This window comes from Micromonospora sp. URMC 106 (genome assembly GCF_051386395.1).
Taxonomy (GTDB): Bacteria; Actinomycetota; Actinomycetes; order Mycobacteriales; family Micromonosporaceae; genus Micromonospora.
The window spans coordinates 1-17,567 of sequence record NZ_JBPQTP010000133.1; the positions used below are offsets into that span (position 1 = coordinate 1).

A 17,567-nucleotide genomic window follows, 5' to 3' on the forward strand; every position below is an offset into this window, starting at 1 on the left:
CGCCGGTTGGGCGGCCCCCCCACCATGACGTTCACTGACCGTCGGTGGTGGGACGCTCGCGCCTCGCCATCCGGCTGGCGAGCCCGTTCCAGAACGACATCCTGCTGCGAATGTCATCGAGGCGTTGGAGTAGCGCCTCGGTGGACCAGCCCTGAAGTTCGATGAGCGGCGTGTCGTCTTCGTCGGTGTGCTGCTCGAGGCTCTCGACCTGTTCCTCGAGCGTCTCGAGAGAGCGGAGGACGGCGGTCTTGAGCCGGGCGAGCTTCATCTCGGGGGTCTCTGACACCGGGGGCGCCGGCATGGGCCGGCTCAGACCGGGCCGCGGGAACGCCTCGTCCCGGAGCCACCGGTCGGTGATCTCGGCCCCTGCGCCGTCTGGGTCGGAGAGGAGGACGCCGTGGTCGTCTACGCGCCCGTGGACCGGGTGTCCGTTCTCGTCTACCACTCCAGGTGCGCGACCGGCTCGGCCGTCGACGATCGCTTGGTGGAGTAGATGAAGGCCCTGTCTGTCTTCGAGCATCGCCCGGAGGATGTCCTGCGGTCCTCGCTTGTCCTGGGTGGTGCCGCCGCTTCCGAACGCCTCGCGGCGCAGGGCGCCCGACCGCGTGAGGTGGAACTGGGCCAGCGCCGCCAGTTCGGTGCGGGTGGAGTAGTCGCCCGCACCGGTCGCGGTGCCAGCTGAGGCGGCGAGTTCCGCCAGGGCGTCGTCAAGCAGCTCTTGGGGCGACCGGCCGGTTACCCGCCACGTCCCAGAGGCGTAGAGCTTCATCCGGCAGGCTCTGCGGTAGGCCGGCTGCATCTCCTCGATGCGACGGCGGGCCGGGTCCTGGGCCGGCAAGCTGCTAGCTAGGCTCCGGATCGGACGCAGCGCGAGCTCTGCGGCCACCTCCGCCTTCGCGGCAGCCGAGGCTTGCGCGGCGGCCGTGACGTCCCGGATCGCTCGGGAGACGATCGGCCGGAACGCCGGATTCAGCATGGTGGCGATGACATAGGCGGCCTGGGCGTCCGGGTCGCCGGGAAAGCCATGCCGAGTGGCCGCCTCGGGATCCATCAGGCCGGCGATGTAGTCGTGCTCCACCTGACTGATGGCGGCCTGATGGCGCAGAGCCCGGACCACCGACTCCGCCATGGCCTCGTTCTTCCCGGTGGTGGACCAGGGTCGCGGCCCGTTGACGTGCAACATGCCCAGGTAGCCGCCAACGGCCTGCGCGTAGTCGTATGCGGATGCCTCGGTTGGCACGAACCGCAAGATCACACGCGCTCGAATGATCAGCGCGTTGCGACGCCCGCGCCGCTTCTCCGCCGCCCGTACAGTCAGGCCCGGCTCATCCGGATCCTCAACCAGGACAGCGTTGACCATGCGCCGGAAGTTGTCCCGGTCAGCCGGCAGTTCATACATCACCGTCCGGGCGTCGGTAATGCCGAGCACCTGGTGCGCGTTGGTGACCCGGCTGGAGCCCTCGGCGGTCGTGAGGAGACAGGCCGGGGGTTCGCCATCCTCGTGGTGGATTTCGCTGTAGACAACGTCCACCGGCATCATGATGCCGCGCTCGGCGATCGACTCGGCGAGCGGATTCTCACCCAGGATGAAGGTTCTGGCCCGCTCGGCCTCAGCCAGCACGTGCGACACGTCGCGGGCCTCAGTGCGCAGCGTCGAGGTCACCCCCTTGTCCGACATGGGACCTCGCAGCGGCCCGAGCGCTCCGGCGGATCCGGATGCGGGATATACCCGCTCAGCGAAGGCGCGGTGGTTAGTCACCATCGGCGTCACCGCAGGCGTCCACAGGTCTACCTCGATGAACTCGAACCGCCCTCCGACCACGGGCATGGTGCGCCTCGAATTGAGGGCGGCGCGAAGGCTGGCGGGGTCCGTCACGGCGGCGGCCAGCGCCCAGGCGAACTTTTCGGGAAGAGGGTCGTTCACCGCCGCGTCGTAGGCGCGCCGCACGGCGGCCATCTTCGGCAGTGCGGGCATCGGCTCGGCGTTCCATCGGCTCCAGGCCACACCGGCCGACTCGGTCTCCTCCAAGCCCGCGTCCTCGATGGCCTCGAAGGCCTGGTCCGTCAACAGCGCCTCGCCGTCAAGGACGGGCGTGGACAGGTCCTCGTCGATCATGCTTCTCTCCAAGTGGTCGTGGCGGTCACCCACCGGCGGTCCCGGAGCGGGCGCTCCGAGCTCGGGCGGCGGACCCACGTGCCACGCCACCGACGTAACGGACCCCGCAGGGCGGGTGTGCGCCACGACGTGCCGGCATGAGAAGACGACCACAAGGGTGAATCGGTCACGGAGACAATCGCTCCATGCCGCGTGCCCGCCGCCCATGGTCTGGGCGTTGATCGACCGTGGTACCGGCTTCGTGTCCCTATTGGAGCACGGCGGTCCCACAAATCCCGCAAGTCTTACTCGTACCAGGAAGTCAGGATGCCCTCGCCGTTCCTCCCTGCGGTCCAGCCCAGTCTCACTGCCGGTCTTGTTCACGCGGGTCCTGACGAGTGCGGGCACGGACGGAGCCGGGCGTGCAGCCGTCGCCGGACGTGTGCGGACGCGACGCACAGAGCGTAAGGCGGGACCTCTTCCTTCCCGACTCTCCAAGGTTCCTCGGGTTGTTGCCGGATTCTTCTGTTCTGGATCAAGGCACCGCGCTGCGCGCGGTGCGGGCGCGGTGGTCCCGTCCGGCGGCAAGCCGCCCCGGCCGTCTGCGACGCCGGGGCGGGAAGCCGCCGACAGCCGACGGGCTGCCGCGCCCGCATCAGCTAGAGAGCGACGATCGGGACAGGCCGTGACGATCGCCAGGGTGGCTGGCCGCCGTCGAGCTTTGGCGATCGGCTGCCGCGCCGGCTACGCCGGCTTGCCCTCGGTCTTCCCGAGTCACCCACACCGCACCAGATCTGACCGCACCAGCGCCGCCTACGCTGTCGCGGTGGACGCGGGCAGGGTGTGCCGGCTGTACCACTGGGGCGAGCTGGTCGGCGAGCTCGACGAGCAGAGCCGTGACTTTCCGTGGACGTATGGCCGATTCCGTCCGCTGTCGGGGTTCGAGCCGCTGCGTCCCCTCTTCGCCGCCTGGAACGCCGCCGTCGACGCAGAGGACGCCGTGGCGATGGATCGGGCCTACGACGCCGAACGGGCCGCCTTCACGATGGCCCATTCGGACGGCCGCCAGGTGGCTGAGTTCCTGTTGAGCATTGAGGACGACGAGGCCGGCTTCCGATGGCATGACGAGCCGTTCGAGGACGGGTATCCCGTGCCATTAGCGTGCCATTAGGCCAGGACAGCCGGGGTCAACCCGGGCCACCAGGGGAACGCCGTGACCAGGCCGCCGGCCCTACGGCCTGCCGCCCATCGGCAATTCCCAAGCTGACAGTGCGGGTTCGATTCCCGTCACCCGCTCCAGCATGAAGGCCCTGGCCAGGACGTCAGTCCCCGCCAGGGCCTTCTACTTGCCCGGGCCACGAGCGCCCGGCGGGGCATTCACAGGCCACCACCGCGACCGCGCGGCGCATTCCATTCGGTAGATCATTTCGGCGTCGACGCCGTTCACGCGCCGGGCCGCACCTCGACCGCCGACGGGAGGCGGTAATCGCTGATCGCTCGGATAGGCCGGCGGCGCGGGGTGGTAACGCTTTCATGATCGACGACACAGAGGAGGTGATGGATTCCGAACGGAGTGGTGGGAGACTCATGCGATTCAGGACAAGGCTGAGCGGCGGCCTCGCGGTCGTCGCTCTCGGGCTGCCGTTGGGTCTGGCGGCCCAACCGGCGGCGGCCACGTCGTCGCCGGTTGCGCGGACGAGCCCGACCGGTGACGTGCGTGTGGTGACGCTCGTGACCGGCGACAAGGTCACGGTCGCGGGCGGACGCGTGACCGTCGAGCCCGGGCGTGGGCGGGGCAAGATGCGGTTCGTCACGCAGTCGGCCGGAGGGCGCCAGCGAGTGATCCCGGTGGATGCGCTGCCGTTGGTGTCGTCGGGCCGGTTGGATCCTCGGCTGTTCGAGGTGACGACGCTGGTGGAGTACGGGTACGACGACCGGCGCAAGGATCTTCCGCTCATCGTCGGTTACGGGGGCGCGTCCGCGACGTCGGCGCGGGGTGCCGTGAAGGCCGCGGACGCGCGGGTGGCGCGGGAACTGCCCGGGGCGCGCGGTTTCGCGGTGCGGTCGGCCCGCGACGGCGACCTGTGGGCCAAGATCACCAAGGCGCGGGCCGGCAAGCGGGCCCTCGTTCCGGGTGTCTCGAAGGTGTGGCTCGACGGTGTGCGCAAGCCACTGCTGGCCGAGAGCGTTCCGCAGGTGGGCGCGCCGGTGGCGTGGAAGGCCGGGTACGACGGTTCGGGCGTCACCGTGGCGGTGCTGGACACCGGCGTGGAGGTGGCTCATCCCGACCTCGCGGATCGGGTCGCCGCCAGCGCGAACTTCACGGACGGGTTCGAGGACGACCGGGACCAGGTCGGACACGGCACCCACGTGGCGTCGACGATCGCCGGCACCGGTGCGGCCTCCGGTGGGCGGTATCGCGGTGTGGCCCCCGGAGCGCGGCTGCTCAACGGCAAGATCTGTGTGCGGTTCGGCTGCTCGGAGTCGTGGATCCTGGCGGGCATGCAGTGGGCTGCCGAGCAGGGCGCCGATGTGGTCAACATGAGTATCGGCGGGAGCGACACGCCTGGCCTCGACCCGGTCGAGGAGGCCGTCGAGAGGCTCACGGCTCAGTACGGCACCCTGTTCGTCGCGGCGGCGGGCAACGACGGCGCCGACGCGTCGGTCAACAGCCCGGCCAGCGCGGACGCCGCTCTGGCGGTGGGCGCCGTGAACAAGGCCGACGGCCTCGCCGAGTTCTCCAGCCGCGGGCCTCGAGCCGGGGACGCCGCCGTCAAGCCCGACATCACCGCTCCGGGGGTGGACATCACCGCTGCTCGCAGCGGCGGCGGAGCGAGCCAGCCCTACGTGGCGATGAGCGGCACCTCGATGGCGACGCCGCACGTGGCGGGGGCGGCGGCGATCCTCGCACAACGTCATCCGGCCTGGCCGCCCGCCCGACTGAAGGCTGCGCTGATGGGCTCGGCGAGGCCGAACCCGGCGCTGTCGGTGTTCGCCCAGGGCGCGGGTCGCCTCGACATCGGGCGGGCACTCGACACCACGGTGACTGTCGACCCGCCAAGCGTCAACTTCGGCCGGCAGGCCTGGCCCCATCACGACGCCACCCCCGTCACCGAGACGATCAGCCTCCACAATCACGGATCGGCGGCGGTCACCCTGTCGCTGAAGGTGAAGGCCGTCGCGCCGGACGGTAATCCGGCGCCGGCGGGAATGTTCTCGACGTCGGCGACGAGTGTCACCGTGGCGGCCGGCGGCAGCGCGAACGTCACCGTCACCGCCGACGTTCGTGCCAACAGCCTCGACGGGCGCTACGGCGGGCAGCTCGTCGCCGAGCAGGGCGACACCGTGATCACGGTCCCGATCGGGCTGGAGCGCGAGCCGGAAAGCTACGACCTCACACTTGTGCACACGAACCGGGACGGGCGGGCCGCCGACAGCTACTCGACCACGATCTGGCGAACGGACACGTCCGACGAAGCGTCGGTCTACGACGCCGACGGGTCCGTGACCCTGCGGCTGCCCAAGGCGTCATACGTCATCACCAGCACCGTCGACGATGTGTCGGGTGACGATCCCGCCGCGACAACGACGACCCTGCTGGCTCATCCGCGACTGGAGCTGTCGGGAGACCGGACGGTCATGGTGGATGCGCGGCGCGGCGGGCCGGTGTCGCTGACCGTGCCGCGAGCTGATGCCGTCGGCCAGTTCATGGCGGTCGCCGCCGAATTCAGAACCGGGGTCGGGATCGTCGGCAGCGGCGTATTCGGCGCTCAGGTCGGCGGTGTCTTCGCCGGGCAGTTGGGCCCGGACCAGGTCGTCGACGGGTTCGAAACCAGCATCCAGGCCATGTGGGCCACGCCCGGGCCCGGCGGCTCGAGCTTCAACAGTCCCCACGTCTATCGCGGGGCCTGGTACGTCCCGGGCCGCATGACCAACGGACTCGAACGACGAGTCACCGAACGCGACCTCGCGACGGTCCGTTCCAGCTATGCCCGGCAGAGCGCGGTGACGCGGGGGAACAAGACGGTGTTCCCGGTCTCCGCTACGCGGCCGGGCGCCGGCGGCTTCGGGTTCAACATCCCGTTCGACCTGCCCTTCACCAACACCGAGTACTACACCGGCGAGGGCGTGCGATGGATCGGCGACCACCACGAGCAGGCGCACGACGCCGAAGGCCTTCCGGTCCCCGCCGGAAGAAGTGCGTCGCTTCCGCTGCACTACGAGCCGGGCCGGACGTATGTCGAGGAATGGAACCGGGGCGTGTTCGGTCCCGCGTTCGGTCAGCCCCGGTACAACCTTCCGGAGGAGTTCGTCACTCGGCGGGGTGACACCATCACGGTGGCCCTCGCCCTCTACAGCGACGGCGACGGCCGAAGCGGCTGGGACGACACGGCGGACACCCGGATCGCCCTGTTCCGCGACGGCGTGAAGATCGGCGAGGTCGACGCGTCTCGGGGCAAGGCGGTGTTCCAGGTGCCGGAGGCGGATGCCGCCTACCGGCTGGAGGTCCGGAGCCAGCGTGGCGCGGACAACCTGTCCACGAGGATCGACGCGGCATGGACGTTCCGGTCCGGTCGCGTGGCCGGCGACGCACCCGTACGGCTGCCGCTCCTCTCGGCCACGTTCAATCCCCGGCTCGACGAGCACAACCGCGCGCCGTCCGGCGCGGTCGCGGTCCCCGTCGTCGTCGGGGCACAACCGGGCTCCGGCGCGGGCAACGTCGAACGCGTCACCGTCGCCGTCTCGTTCGACGACGGCCTCACGTGGCGCACCGCGCCGGTGTTGTCGGCGGGCGGAAGGCACACTGCCATGATCGTCAATCCGACGGGTGCCGGCTTTGCCTCGCTGCGCGTCAAACTGAGCGACGGCAAGGGCAACGCCGCTGAGCACACCATCATCCGCGGTTACCGGTTCGGAAGCGGGGAGGCCGCCGCACGGCGACCCTGACGGGCCCGCCTTCCGACACCTGCCGCCCGTGGTCGGAGACGCCACCGGGCGTACGGCTGCTCACGGCGGCGACCACGCGTCCACTCTCCGGTGGACGCGTGGTCGTGCCGCGTGCGGTCAACTTTCCCCGGGCGGCATCGGCCAGCGCGCCGGCCGGGAAGTACGCGGGCCGCTCACGATCCGTTCCGGGCGGCCGGTGGCGTCACCTGCACCTGATCGTGACCAACTGCGGGCGGTCCCCGATCTGGCACGCGTTGCTGAAGCGCATGGTCCCCGAGGCGGTCAGGGCCGCGCCCTGTCCGTCGGCCGGCGTGGCGGTCAGCGTCCACGTGTAGGTGCCGTTGGGCATCAGCCGGCGGCGGTCGTCCCTGCCGTTCCACGTCGGGGCCACCAGGCCGCGCGTCAGGCCGCCGCCGAGGGTACGGACGACCGCGCCGCTCTGGCTCCGGATCACGAGCGTCCACGAGGCGGCCGGCTTGGACAGCCACCACTTGGGGCTCCAGTGCCCGGTGGCGCCCTTGACGTGCGCCGACGTGGCGACGGCGGCGTCGACCTGGACGAGGGGCGAGACCGGGATGCCGCTGGGGACCAGGTGGATGCCGTCGTCGGCGCCGAGGTGGGCGATGACCCCGGTGTACGGGTCGACGTCCCAGGGGCGCCACGACGCGAACGCCCCCGCGATGTGGGACACCGGCGTGCCGCCGCGGACGTCGGTCACCTTCAGTTGCCCGTTCACCTCGGACGCGACGAAGCCGTCACCGAGCTTGGCCGACGACCAGTCGTCACCGGACACGAGTCGCAGGTTCGTCTTCCGGACGGTGTCGTAGACGCCCTGCCCCGCCGCCGAGCCCACACAGGTCCACAGCAGCCAGCGCCCGACGGCCTGGAGGTCCTCCAACAGGCATCCCCTGCCGAACCACACCTGGGCGCCCCGCTGCCCGGTCAGCACGTCGACGGGGGCCACGGCGTCGTTGCCGTCCCGCACCCACAAAGTGCTGCCCCACAACGCCTCGACGGTGGCCGTCGTCGTGAACACCGTGCCCCCGGTGCCGAGATCGACGACCCGGGTCTCCGCGCCCGTGCCGGCGTACGGCATCGTCAGGGCGGCGAACCGGCCGCTGACGGCCGCCACCGACTGGTAGGTGCGGGTGTTGTCGATCCGGACGCCGGGCATGGACCCGGTCGGCTCCAGGAGGCGGGGCTGCCGGTCGTCGTCGGTGCGGCCGTAGCTGAGGCCCGAGACGACCGTCCGGCCGTCGCCGGTGTCGTGGAGGTCGGGGCACGCCGTGGTGTCGCAGCTGGCGGGCGCGGGGCCCCGGTCGGTACTCGCCCCGACCGTGCGGGAGCCGGTCACGCCGATCTCCCGGGTGTGGAGGTGGCGCCGCTCCTGCCAGGCGTTGTGGTGCTCCAGGGTGGTCAGCCGGCCCTGGGTGTAGGTGAGCCCGGACACCGCCTGGAGCTTGCGCGGGTACGCCTCGGCGATCTTGCGGATTGTCACGTCGCCGCCGTCCGCGGGCTCGACGACGGAGATCCCCCACCGGTCCAGGTCGGGGCCGCCCTGCACCAGGAGCCTGCCGTCCGGGGTCGGCATGGGGAGCCCCTCCGACCTGGCCAGCAGCGTCTTCACCGGACGTCCGTCGAGGGCCACGGCCTCGACCCGCCAGACCGGGTCCAGGTGGTTCAGGGGGCCCAGCGAGGGATCGTGCCGGCCCACCACGAGCGCCTCGCCGACCATGCCCAGCACCTGCGAGCCGCCGGTCAGCGGCACCGTCCGAGGGGTGGCGGTGAGGTCTCCGCGCGAGTGGACGGAGACGGTGCCGCCGTGCAACCACAACAGGTGGGTGGCGGTGAGCACGACGGTGCCGGTGCCCGCGTGGCTGGCGTACGGGAGTGGGACCAACCGGCCCTGCTCGACGTCGAGGAAGCCGGTGCGTGGCGTGCTGCCCACCCGGTACTGCACGACCTGGCCGCGCGCGTCGCCCAGCGGGGCACCGACCTCGCTCGACCCGGTGATCCCGTCGGGGACGCCCGCCACCGCACGCCGGGTGACGGAACCGTCGTCGTGGGAGTCGAGGAGATGCCACGTGTGGTCGCCGTCGGACGAGGCCTGCACCCTCGTCACGACCGTCGACCCCAGCGTGCTGACGTACGTGTGACCGACAGGAATCTCGACCGTACGCGATCGGCCGGTCGCCATGTCGCGCAGCGTTACGGTCCTGGCGGCGAGATCGGGGCTCGCGACGATGTCCGAGCCGGCGCCGAAGTCCGGGAGCATGACCGCATCCGTGCGGGACATGTCGAGCTTCGTGTCGACGCCGGCGTAGCTCGTCCACAGGTAGCCCAGCGTGGACTCGTGCCGGAGGAACCCCGAGGGGCCCGCGCTCAGCAACTGCGTCTGGGGGTCCAGGACGTAGGCGGCGGGAACGACCACCTCTCCCGCGACCGGTGCGGCCCGCACGCTGCCGGCCGACAACGGAGCCAGCCCCACGGCGAGTGCGAACGACACGGCGCCGGCGATGCCGGCGCGGGTGAGCGAGCCTCGGACCACGCTCGTCCTCCCTGTAGGACAGAAGGTGAAGGCTTCGGCCCGAAGCCGGACCACGTCTCGCTGGGCGGCTGTTCCTGCGGCACCGTGCGGCCGGCAGATCACGGAAGGCGGCGACCCGCGTCCGAAAGCCCCAGACAAGTTGCCGGAGCTTAGCAGTCGACGCGGCCCCGCGACGGCTCCGTCCACGGTGACAGCTCCGAAACCCGTTGGTAGGTCGCGAGCGTCGACCGGATCGAGGTCGTGCTCGGGTTCCGGGAGCGAGCGTGCGAGCGGGACAGGAAGCGTGACCAGGTGACCTCGGTTCTGCTGTTCCACCGGGCACCGGGACGCCGCCCGCCTACGGGTCGCGGGGCCGGCGGTGGACGGCCATCCAGTCGGTGGCGAAGTCGACCACCGCGCGCTGCGCCATCAACCGCGCGGTGGCCTGGCCGACCCGGCCTTTCGTGGCCGCGCCGGTCGCCTCGAAGTCGGCGCCCAGCCGTTCGAAGTCGTCCTCGTCGGTCCGGACGTCGACCCAGGTCAGCCAGCGGCCGCCGCCGTCGGTGGCCCGTACCGAGGCGCCCTGCTCGGCGCGGGGCGGGGACGTCTGCCGCCACTCGGCGAGGTGCAGCGACGTGTTCGAGTCGTACCCGCAGCCGAGCAGGAGCACCTTGCCGTCGAGGCGGTACACGGCGCCGAGCGGCGACCGCTCGCCCAGCGCGTCGTCCAGGCGGTGCCCGGTCACGATCTCCCCGGCCCGCGCGCCGAGTGCGGCGAAGGAGACCTGCGGGTGGTCGCTGCGCAGCGCGCCCGGCCAGGTGCGGACGAGCTCGGGCAGGATCCCCACGTACCGGCTGGGGGTGCGCGCCGGGTCGAAGCCGGGCGTGTGGTCGCGGATGACCGGCCACCACGCCTCGGGCACGGGCGGGGCCTCCCAGCCGGCGGGGTCGGTGTTGTCGGGAGTGTGGGTGGGCACCACCAGGGTGCCGGTGGGGCCGAGCACCTCCAGCAGGGCCGCCACGACCGCCTGCGCCCCGCCGACGACGAACCCGAGGCTCCGCATCGACGTGTGCGCCAGCACGACGTCCCCGGCCGAGAGGCCGAGGCCGCGCAGGTCGGCGGCCAGGGATTCGGTGGTGTGCGGTACCGGCTGATCCACGCCGGGCAGCCTAGGCGGCCGTCGACCGGCCGCCCACCGCGTTTCCGCCCCGGCGGGCGCGGTGTCTCCGGAAGCGGTCAGCCGGCGGCCGTGGTGAGCAGGGGATCTCGGCGCGGTACGGCGGCCAGCGCCAGCCCGAGCAGCGCGGTCGCCGCGCCCGCCACGAACAGGAGCGAGGCCGCCGGCTGGCCGAGCCACTCCCACAGCGGGTGCCACGTCGGTCACGTCCGGGGGCGGGCGGCCACCGCTAGGCTGGCGATCATGCGGATTGGCATCGTGATCCTCCCCGACCAGCGCTGGTCCGACTCGCAGCGTCGTTGGCGTCAGGCGGACGAGTGGGGCTTCGACCACGCCTGGACGTACGACCACCTGGGCTGGCGCGACCTGGTCGACGGGCCGTGGTTCGACTCGGTGACCACGCTGACCGTCGCCGCGACGGTGACCACCCGGATCCGCCTCGGGACGCTGGTCGCCTCGCCGAACTTCCGCCACCCGGCGGCCTTCGCCCGGCAGGTCACCGCGCTCGACGACGTCTCCGGCGGGCGGCTGCTGCTCGGCCTCGGCGCGGGCGGGATCGGCTTCGACTCGGCCGTGCTCGGCGGGGAGACGCTGCCGCCTCGCCAGCGGGTGGACCGGTTCGCCGAGTTCACCGAGCTGCTCGACCTCATCCTGCGCGAGGACGGCACGACCTGGCGTGGCGACTGGTTCACGGCGGTGGACGCGCGGAACAACCCGGGGTGCGTCCAGACGCCCCGGGTGCCGTTCGTGATGGCGGCCAACGGGCCCCGGTCGATGGGGCTGGTGACGCGGTTCGGGCAGGGCTGGGTCACCACCGGCTCCGGCGGGGACGACCTGGAGAGCTGGTGGGACGGGGTGGCCGAGCTGTCCGCCCGGCTGGACAAGACGCTCGCGGCGGCCGGCCGCGATCCGGGCACCCTGGACCGCTACCTGTCGCTGGACTCGGCGCCGGCCTTCTCGCTGCGCAGCGCCCAGTTCTTCGCCGACCAGGTCGGCCGGGCCGCCGCCCTCGGCTTCACCGACGTGGTCACGCACTGGCCCCGGCCCAGCAGTTGGTACGCCGGCGACGAGGCCGTCCTGGTGGACGTGGCCACCCGCCTGCTGCCCGAGCTGCGCGGGGCCTGACGGGCCCGCGCCGCCGGGGCCACGTTCCGTGTGCGCCGGAGCGGGCGCAGGCCACAGGCGGGGGCCGCGGATCGTCCGGGGACCGTTCGCCGCGACGCACCCTCAGGTGCCGAGGTCCCCGGTGGTGACGCCGCCGTCGCCGGCCGAGACCAGCCGGAACCGGATGCAGACGACCTCGCTGTCGTCGGTGACGGGGGTGCCGGCCCGCGCCCAGTACGCGGCGTGCCCCTCGCGCCACTCCTCGATCGAGCGGTCGCCCTCGCCCTCGGAGCGGGCGAAGTCCCATGGCACGTCGGCGAAGCGGACCACCTCGACGCCGGTGACCTCGACGACGCCGACCAGCGCGTCCGCGTCGTCGACGAGGACCAGCCGCTCGCCGACCCGCTCCAGTTCCTCGCCCTCCTCGGCGTACTCGGTGGTCAGGCCGGCGGTCGCCGTCTTCACCCCCGCGAGCACCAGGGTGTTCAGTCGCGTCCGCAGCTCACCGGGGGTGCCGAGGGCGAGGGTGCGCAGTCCACCGATCCGAGGCCACATCCTGCCGAGGCTACCGGCGGCGTCGATCTCGCGCCTGAGCATTCGACCCCCATTGGCGGCCCCGGTCGGCGGTACGGTCGGCAGGTCGGCGACCAGGGAGGGCGGCCATGGCGGATCGGCGCGCGGTGCTCATCCCCGGGCGGGGCTACGACACGCGTCACCCCTCTTCCTCTACGCCGGCGAGGCGCTGCGCCGCGCCGGCTACGCCCTGCACGGCATCTCGGGGCAGGTGCCGGAGCGGTTCGCCCAGACCGGGAGGGGCCGGAGGCAGCCGTCGACTGGGTGGCGGGGGAGGTCACCCAGGCCCTCTCCGAGCCGACGGACCTGCTGGTGGGGAAGTCGCTCGGCACGATGGCCACGCCGCGAGCGCTGATGGTGCCGGGGCCGATGGCCCGCTCCGCGGCGGCGCTCGGCCGGGTCTGCACGGCCGTCGAGGAGTTCGTCCGGGTCACGTCAGGTCGTCGCCGCTGACCAGCGCCCGGATCCGCAGCTCGGTGGCGACCGCCGGCGGGCAGTCGAGCACCACGGCGGCGGTGCCGACCGGTTCGGCGCCCCGCGCGGCGCAGATCTCGTAGAGCGCGCGGATCTGGGCCCCGGTGGCGACCCAGTCGTCCACCACCAGCACCCGGTCGCCCCGGTCCAGGGCGTGGTCCCGGACGGCCAGGTCCACCCGCCGGCCGCGGAAGTCCGGCGGGCTCTGCGCCCACGTGAGCGGCCCGGCGGGCAGCCGGCCGTCGCCCGGCTTGTGCGCCGGCACGAAGCCGACCCCGAGCGCCGTGGCGGCGAGCGGCCCGAGGAGGAAGCCCGTCACCGCCGGCGAGACGACCACCGTCGGCCGGGCGGCCCGGAACGGCTCCACCAGGGCCGGCCCGAGCCGGGCGAGCACCTCCGGGTCCCGCCACCAGCCGGAGACGTCGCTGACCAGGTGGCTGGCGCCGGGGCCGGGATCGATCCACCGGACCAGCTCGGCCAGACGTCCGCTCAGCTCGGGAGGCATGTCGTTCATCCTGCTCCAACGGGCACGGCTCGCGTGGCCCACCCGCCACCGGGGCCGCCCGGCCGACGCCGGGTCGGATGATCGGCTACACGTATCGCCGCAATTACGGGCATATACCCATGATCACGTTGACTTCGGAAGTGCTTCTCTCGTTACGGTCCGACCCGGTTTGTTCAGGTAGCGAAAGGACCGGATAAGTGGCTGGCAGGCACTCCCGTACCCGCATGTTCTCCTCGCCGGCCGGCATCGCGGCCACCGCGGCGGTCGGGGTGGCCCTCGCCGTCGGCGGTACGGTCGGCGCCGTCCAGTTGACCTCGGGCTCCGAGGCGGTGCGGCCGGCCGCCGTCGACCTCTCGCCCACCGGCGTGCCGAGCAGCGCGGCCCCGAGCACGCCGGCCGTCCCGCCGAGCGCCAGCGCGTCGCCGACCGTGACCGCCAGCCCGAAGGCGAGCCGGTCCGCCCAGGCCCCCTCCCGGAGCAAGCCGCGCACCGCCGCGCCGAAGCCGACCGCGACGAAGAAGACCAGCACCGCCCGACCGGTGGTGGACAGCGGCTCGTGCGGCGCCTCGTTCTACTCGGAGGGGCAGCTCACCGCCAACGGTGAGACCTTCGACCCGTCGGAGCTGACCGCCGCGCACAAGACCCTGCCGTTCGACACGAAGGTCCGGGTGACCAACCCCGCGAACGGCAGGTCCGTGACGGTGCGGATCAACGACCGGGGCCCGTTCATCGAGGGGCGCTGCCTCGACCTGTCGCGGGCCGCCTTCGCCGAGATCGCCTCGCTCGACGCCGGTCACGTCGAGGTCCGCTACGAGGTGCTCGGCTGAGGCACTCCCCGCGCGGCGATCGGCCCGCCGACGCGACCCGCGCGGCCAGAACATCCTCGGACGACGGGCCAGGTTCATTCACCCGTTCACGTCCATCAGGCATGCTGTCCCTCGTACGCACGAAACCCTTCCAGTCGGGCCACGGCCCGCTGAGCCCCGGATCCCGCGCCGGCCTCGGCGCGGCCATCGTCCTGCTCGCGATCGTCTCGGCGGTGGAGCTGGCCGACGGACGGTCGGCGAACTACATCGCGCTCATGGTGGCCGCGCCGTTCCTGGCGGCCGCGCTGGCGTCGTGGCGGATCGCGCTCGGGGTGGGGGCCGCCGCCACGGTGCTCGGCGCGAGCTTCGCCCTCGGCGAGCAGACCGTGTCGCTCGCCACCGCCGTCGCGGTCACGTGCATCGCGCTGGGCACGGGCATCGCGGCGGCCACGGCGGCGGTGCGGCAACGGCAGGCCGAACAGATCGCCGAGCTGTCCCGGCTGGCGGCGGTGGCCCAGCAGGCCGTGCTGCGGCCGCTCGGGCCTCAGGTCGGCAGTCTCTCGGTGGCCGCCCGGTACATCTCCTCCACCGCCACGGCCGAGATCGGCGGGGACCTGTACGAGGCGATCGACACGCCGTACGGGGTGCGGATGATCATCGGCGACGTGCGGGGCAAGGGGCTGGACGCCGTCCGGCTGGCCAGCATCGTGCTGGGCTCGTACCGGCACGTGGCGTACGAGCGGGCCGACCTGCGGGCGATCGTGACCGACCTGGACCGGGCGGTGGCCCGCAGCGTCGGCGACGAGGACTTCGTGACCGCCGCGCTGGTCGAGGAGCGGGGCGGGACGCTCACCATCGTCAACTGCGGCCACCCGCCGCCGCTGCTGCTGCGCCGGGGCGCCGTCATTCCCCTCGAACCGCCGGCCCCCGCCCCGCCGCTCGGTTTCATGCCGGTGGTCCGCCCTCGGGTCGAGCGGCTGGAGCCCGGCGACCGGTTGCTGCTCTTCACCGACGGGCTCGGCGAGGCGCGCCGGGACGGGGAGTTCTTCCCGACCGCCGACCGGGCCTGGCGGCTGCTCGGCCACGGCACCGTCGCGGACGGGCTCGCCTCGCTGGAGACCGCCCTGGTCGAGTGGGTGCACGGCCGCCTCGACGACGACATCGCCCTGGTCCTGATGGAGTACACGGGCTCGCGCGGCGGCGCTACCGCGGCCGTGCCGAGCTGGGAGGTCGGCGCCGCCGAGAACTGAGACCGGCGGTTGCGAGAGGATGTCGGGGCGCTCTCGGCAACCTGAACGGGAAGTGTGTAATCGCCGTCACTTCCGAGATCGGCTTGTCGCTGCCTACCCGCGAGTAATACAGTCGGGGTTACTGATCGGTAACACCTGTCCGGAAGCGGGGCCAGCGAGCATGACCCACTACAAGAGCAATCTTCGGGACCTCGAGTTCAACCTCTTCGAGGTCTTCGGGGCGGACCGGGCGTTCGGCCAGGAGCCGTACACGGATCTGGACGTCGACACCGCCCGCGACATCCTCGCCGAGGTCGACCGCCTCGCCCGGGAGGACCTGGCCGCCAGCTACCTGGACAGCGACCGCAACCCGCCGGTCTTCGACCCGGCCACGCACACCGCGCCGCTGCCGGAGTCGTTCAAGAAGTCCTACCGGGCGTTCATGAACTCCGAGTTCTGGCGGCTTGAGCTCCCGGCGGAGCTGGACGGCAGCAACGCCCCGCGCGCGCTCGTCTGGTCCCTCGCCGAGCTGGTGCTCGGTGCCAACGCCGCGGTCTGGATGTACTCCTCCGGCCCGTCCTTCGCGCACGTGCTGCACGTCGAGGGCACCGAGCAGCAGAAGAAGTGGGCCAAGCTCTTCGCGGACAAGCAGTGGGGCTCCACGATGGTGCTCACCGAGCCGGACGCCGGCTCGGACGTGGGCGCCGGCCGGGCCCGCGCCATCCCCCAGCCCGACGGCTCCTGGCACATCGAGGGCGTCAAGCGCTTCATCACCTCGGCCGAGCACGACCTGAGCGACAACATCATCCACTACGTGCTGGCCCGTCCGGTCGGCGTCGAGGGTGTCGGCGGCCCGGGCACCAAGGGCCTGTCGCTGTTCGTGGTCCCGAAGTACCACTTCGACGAGAACACCGGCGAGCTGGGCGAGCGCAACGGCGTCTTCGCCACCAACGTCGAGCACAAGATGGGCCTGAAGGTCTCGAACACCTGCGAGGTGACCTTCGGCGAGCACGGCGTACCGGCCAAGGGCTGGCTGCTGGGCGAGAAGCACGAGGGCATCCGGCAGATGTTCATGATCATCGAGAACGCCCGGATGATGGTCGGCACCAAGGCCATCGCCACCCTCTCGACCGGCTACCTGAACGCCCTCGAGTACGCCAAGAGCCGGGTGCAGGGCGCCGACCTGACCCAGATGGCGGACAAGACCGCGCCGCGGGTTACCATCACCCACCACCCCGACGTGCGCCGCTCGCTGATGCTGCAGAAGTCGTACGCCGAGGGCCTGCGCGCGCTGGTCTGCTACACGGCGAGCTGGCAGGACAAGATCATCCTGGCCGAGACGGCCGGTGACGAGAAGGCCGCCAAGACGGCCAAGCGGGTCAACGACCTGCTCCTGCCGCTGGTGAAGGGCGTCGGCTCGGAGCGGGCGTACGAGCTGCTCGGCCACGAGTCGCTGCAGACCTTCGGTGGTTCCGGCTTCCTCCAGGACTACCCGCTGGAGCAGTACGTCCGCGACGCCAAGATCGACACCCTGTACGAGGGCACGACCGCGATCCAGAGCCTCGACCTGATCTTCCGGAAGATCGTCCGGGACAACGGCAAGGCCCTGATGGTGGTCGCCGGCGAGATCCAGGAGTTCATCGCCACCGAGGGCGGCAACGGCCAGCTCAAGGAGGAGCGGCAGGCGCTCGGCAAGGCGCTCGCCGAGATCCAGAACATGCTCGGCGTGATGACCGGCTGGCTGGGCGAGGCGCAGGGCGGCGACGCCCGGGCGCTCTACAAGGTCGGCCTGAGCAGCCGCCGGTTCCTGCTGGCGATCGGCGACCTCGTCGTCGCCTGGCTGCTGCAGAAGCAGGCTGACGTGGCCCTGAAGGCCCTGGCCGGCGAGGTGTCCGCGGCCGACAAGGCGTTCTACACGGGCAAGGTGGCCGCCGCGAAGTTCTTCGCCCGCGAGGTGCTGCCCCGCATCGGCGCCGACCGGCGGGTCATCGAGGGCACCGACCTGGACATCATGGACCTCCCGGAGGAGGCCTTCTGAGTCACGCCACCACCGCGTCGGGCGCGGTGGGGCGGCCGGGTGACACCCGGCGGTGACCCGGCACGACGGCCGGCGGGCAACAGCCCGCCGGC

12 protein-coding genes are annotated in these 17,567 nt (G+C 72.1%); 7 read left to right on the forward strand and 5 right to left on the reverse strand.

Annotation, left to right across the window (positions count from 1 at the left end; translation table 11 throughout):
• Positions 1-31 precede the first annotated feature (31 nt).
• Positions 32-2,116 carry a hypothetical protein gene (locus tag ACSNOB_RS28245; protein WP_436689977.1) on the reverse strand — a complete coding sequence of 695 codons (2,085 nt, stop codon included), beginning with the start codon at positions 2,114-2,116 and terminating at the stop codon, positions 32-34.
• A gap of 805 nt (positions 2,117-2,921) precedes the next feature.
• Between ACSNOB_RS28245 and ACSNOB_RS28250 the strand changes: the two genes are divergently transcribed.
• Positions 2,922-3,266, forward strand: a complete 345-nt coding sequence (locus ACSNOB_RS28250) for a hypothetical protein (RefSeq protein WP_436689979.1) — start codon at positions 2,922-2,924, stop codon at positions 3,264-3,266.
• A gap of 362 nt (positions 3,267-3,628) precedes the next feature.
• The gene (locus ACSNOB_RS28255; protein ID WP_436689981.1) at positions 3,629-7,042 is read left to right on the forward strand and encodes a S8 family serine peptidase; all 3,414 of its coding nucleotides are present in this window, start codon (positions 3,629-3,631) and stop codon (positions 7,040-7,042) included.
• Between the two features lie 202 nt (positions 7,043-7,244).
• Here the strand turns inward: ACSNOB_RS28255 and ACSNOB_RS28260 are convergent, their stop codons facing one another.
• Together ACSNOB_RS28260 and ACSNOB_RS28265 are read right to left on the reverse strand one after the other, a co-directional pair.
• Positions 7,245-9,590, reverse strand: coding sequence for a FlgD immunoglobulin-like domain containing protein (locus tag ACSNOB_RS28260; RefSeq protein WP_436689983.1), 2,346 nt, complete (start codon positions 9,588-9,590; stop codon positions 7,245-7,247).
• A 337-nt stretch (positions 9,591-9,927) separates the two neighbouring features.
• Entirely contained in the window at positions 9,928-10,728 is an 801-nt protein-coding gene (locus tag ACSNOB_RS28265; RefSeq protein WP_436689985.1) for an aminoglycoside N(3)-acetyltransferase, read from the reverse strand.
• A gap of 261 nt (positions 10,729-10,989) precedes the next feature.
• On the opposite strand from ACSNOB_RS28265, the gene ACSNOB_RS28270 reads away from it, so the two are divergent.
• Positions 10,990-11,871 (forward strand): LLM class flavin-dependent oxidoreductase, encoded by an 882-nt coding sequence (locus tag ACSNOB_RS28270; RefSeq protein ID WP_436689987.1) that lies wholly within the window; start codon positions 10,990-10,992, stop codon positions 11,869-11,871.
• Between the two features lie 102 nt (positions 11,872-11,973).
• Here the strand turns inward: ACSNOB_RS28270 and ACSNOB_RS28275 are convergent, their stop codons facing one another.
• Positions 11,974-12,405, reverse strand: coding sequence for an ASCH domain-containing protein (locus ACSNOB_RS28275; RefSeq protein ID WP_436689989.1), 432 nt, complete (start codon positions 12,403-12,405; stop codon positions 11,974-11,976).
• Positions 12,406-12,687: 282 nt separating this feature from the next.
• Between ACSNOB_RS28275 and ACSNOB_RS28280 the strand changes: the two genes are divergently transcribed.
• On the forward strand, positions 12,688-12,876 hold the full coding sequence (locus ACSNOB_RS28280) for a hypothetical protein (RefSeq protein WP_436689991.1): 189 nt from the start codon (positions 12,688-12,690) through the stop codon (positions 12,874-12,876).
• On the opposite strand, the gene ACSNOB_RS28285 is transcribed toward ACSNOB_RS28280, so the two are convergent.
• Positions 12,854-13,402, reverse strand: coding sequence for a phosphoribosyltransferase family protein (locus ACSNOB_RS28285; protein WP_436689993.1), 549 nt, complete (start codon positions 13,400-13,402; stop codon positions 12,854-12,856). The genes ACSNOB_RS28280 and ACSNOB_RS28285 overlap by 23 nt on opposite strands.
• A 197-nt stretch (positions 13,403-13,599) precedes the next feature.
• Here ACSNOB_RS28285 and ACSNOB_RS28290 point away from each other — a divergent pair, with 197 nt between their 5' ends.
• From ACSNOB_RS28290 to ACSNOB_RS28300, 3 genes are all read left to right on the forward strand, one after another.
• Complete coding sequence (locus tag ACSNOB_RS28290) at positions 13,600-14,229, forward strand: septal ring lytic transglycosylase RlpA family protein (protein WP_436689995.1); 630 nt, start codon at positions 13,600-13,602, stop codon at positions 14,227-14,229.
• A gap of 101 nt (positions 14,230-14,330) precedes the next feature.
• Positions 14,331-15,458: a PP2C family protein-serine/threonine phosphatase gene (locus tag ACSNOB_RS28295; protein WP_436689997.1), complete on the forward strand. Its 1,128-nt coding sequence runs from the start codon at positions 14,331-14,333 to the stop codon at positions 15,456-15,458.
• 160 nt (positions 15,459-15,618) lie between these two features.
• A complete protein-coding gene (locus ACSNOB_RS28300; RefSeq protein ID WP_436689999.1) occupies positions 15,619-17,475 on the forward strand; it encodes an acyl-CoA dehydrogenase in 1,857 nt (618 codons plus the stop codon).
• Positions 17,476-17,567 lie beyond the last annotated feature (92 nt).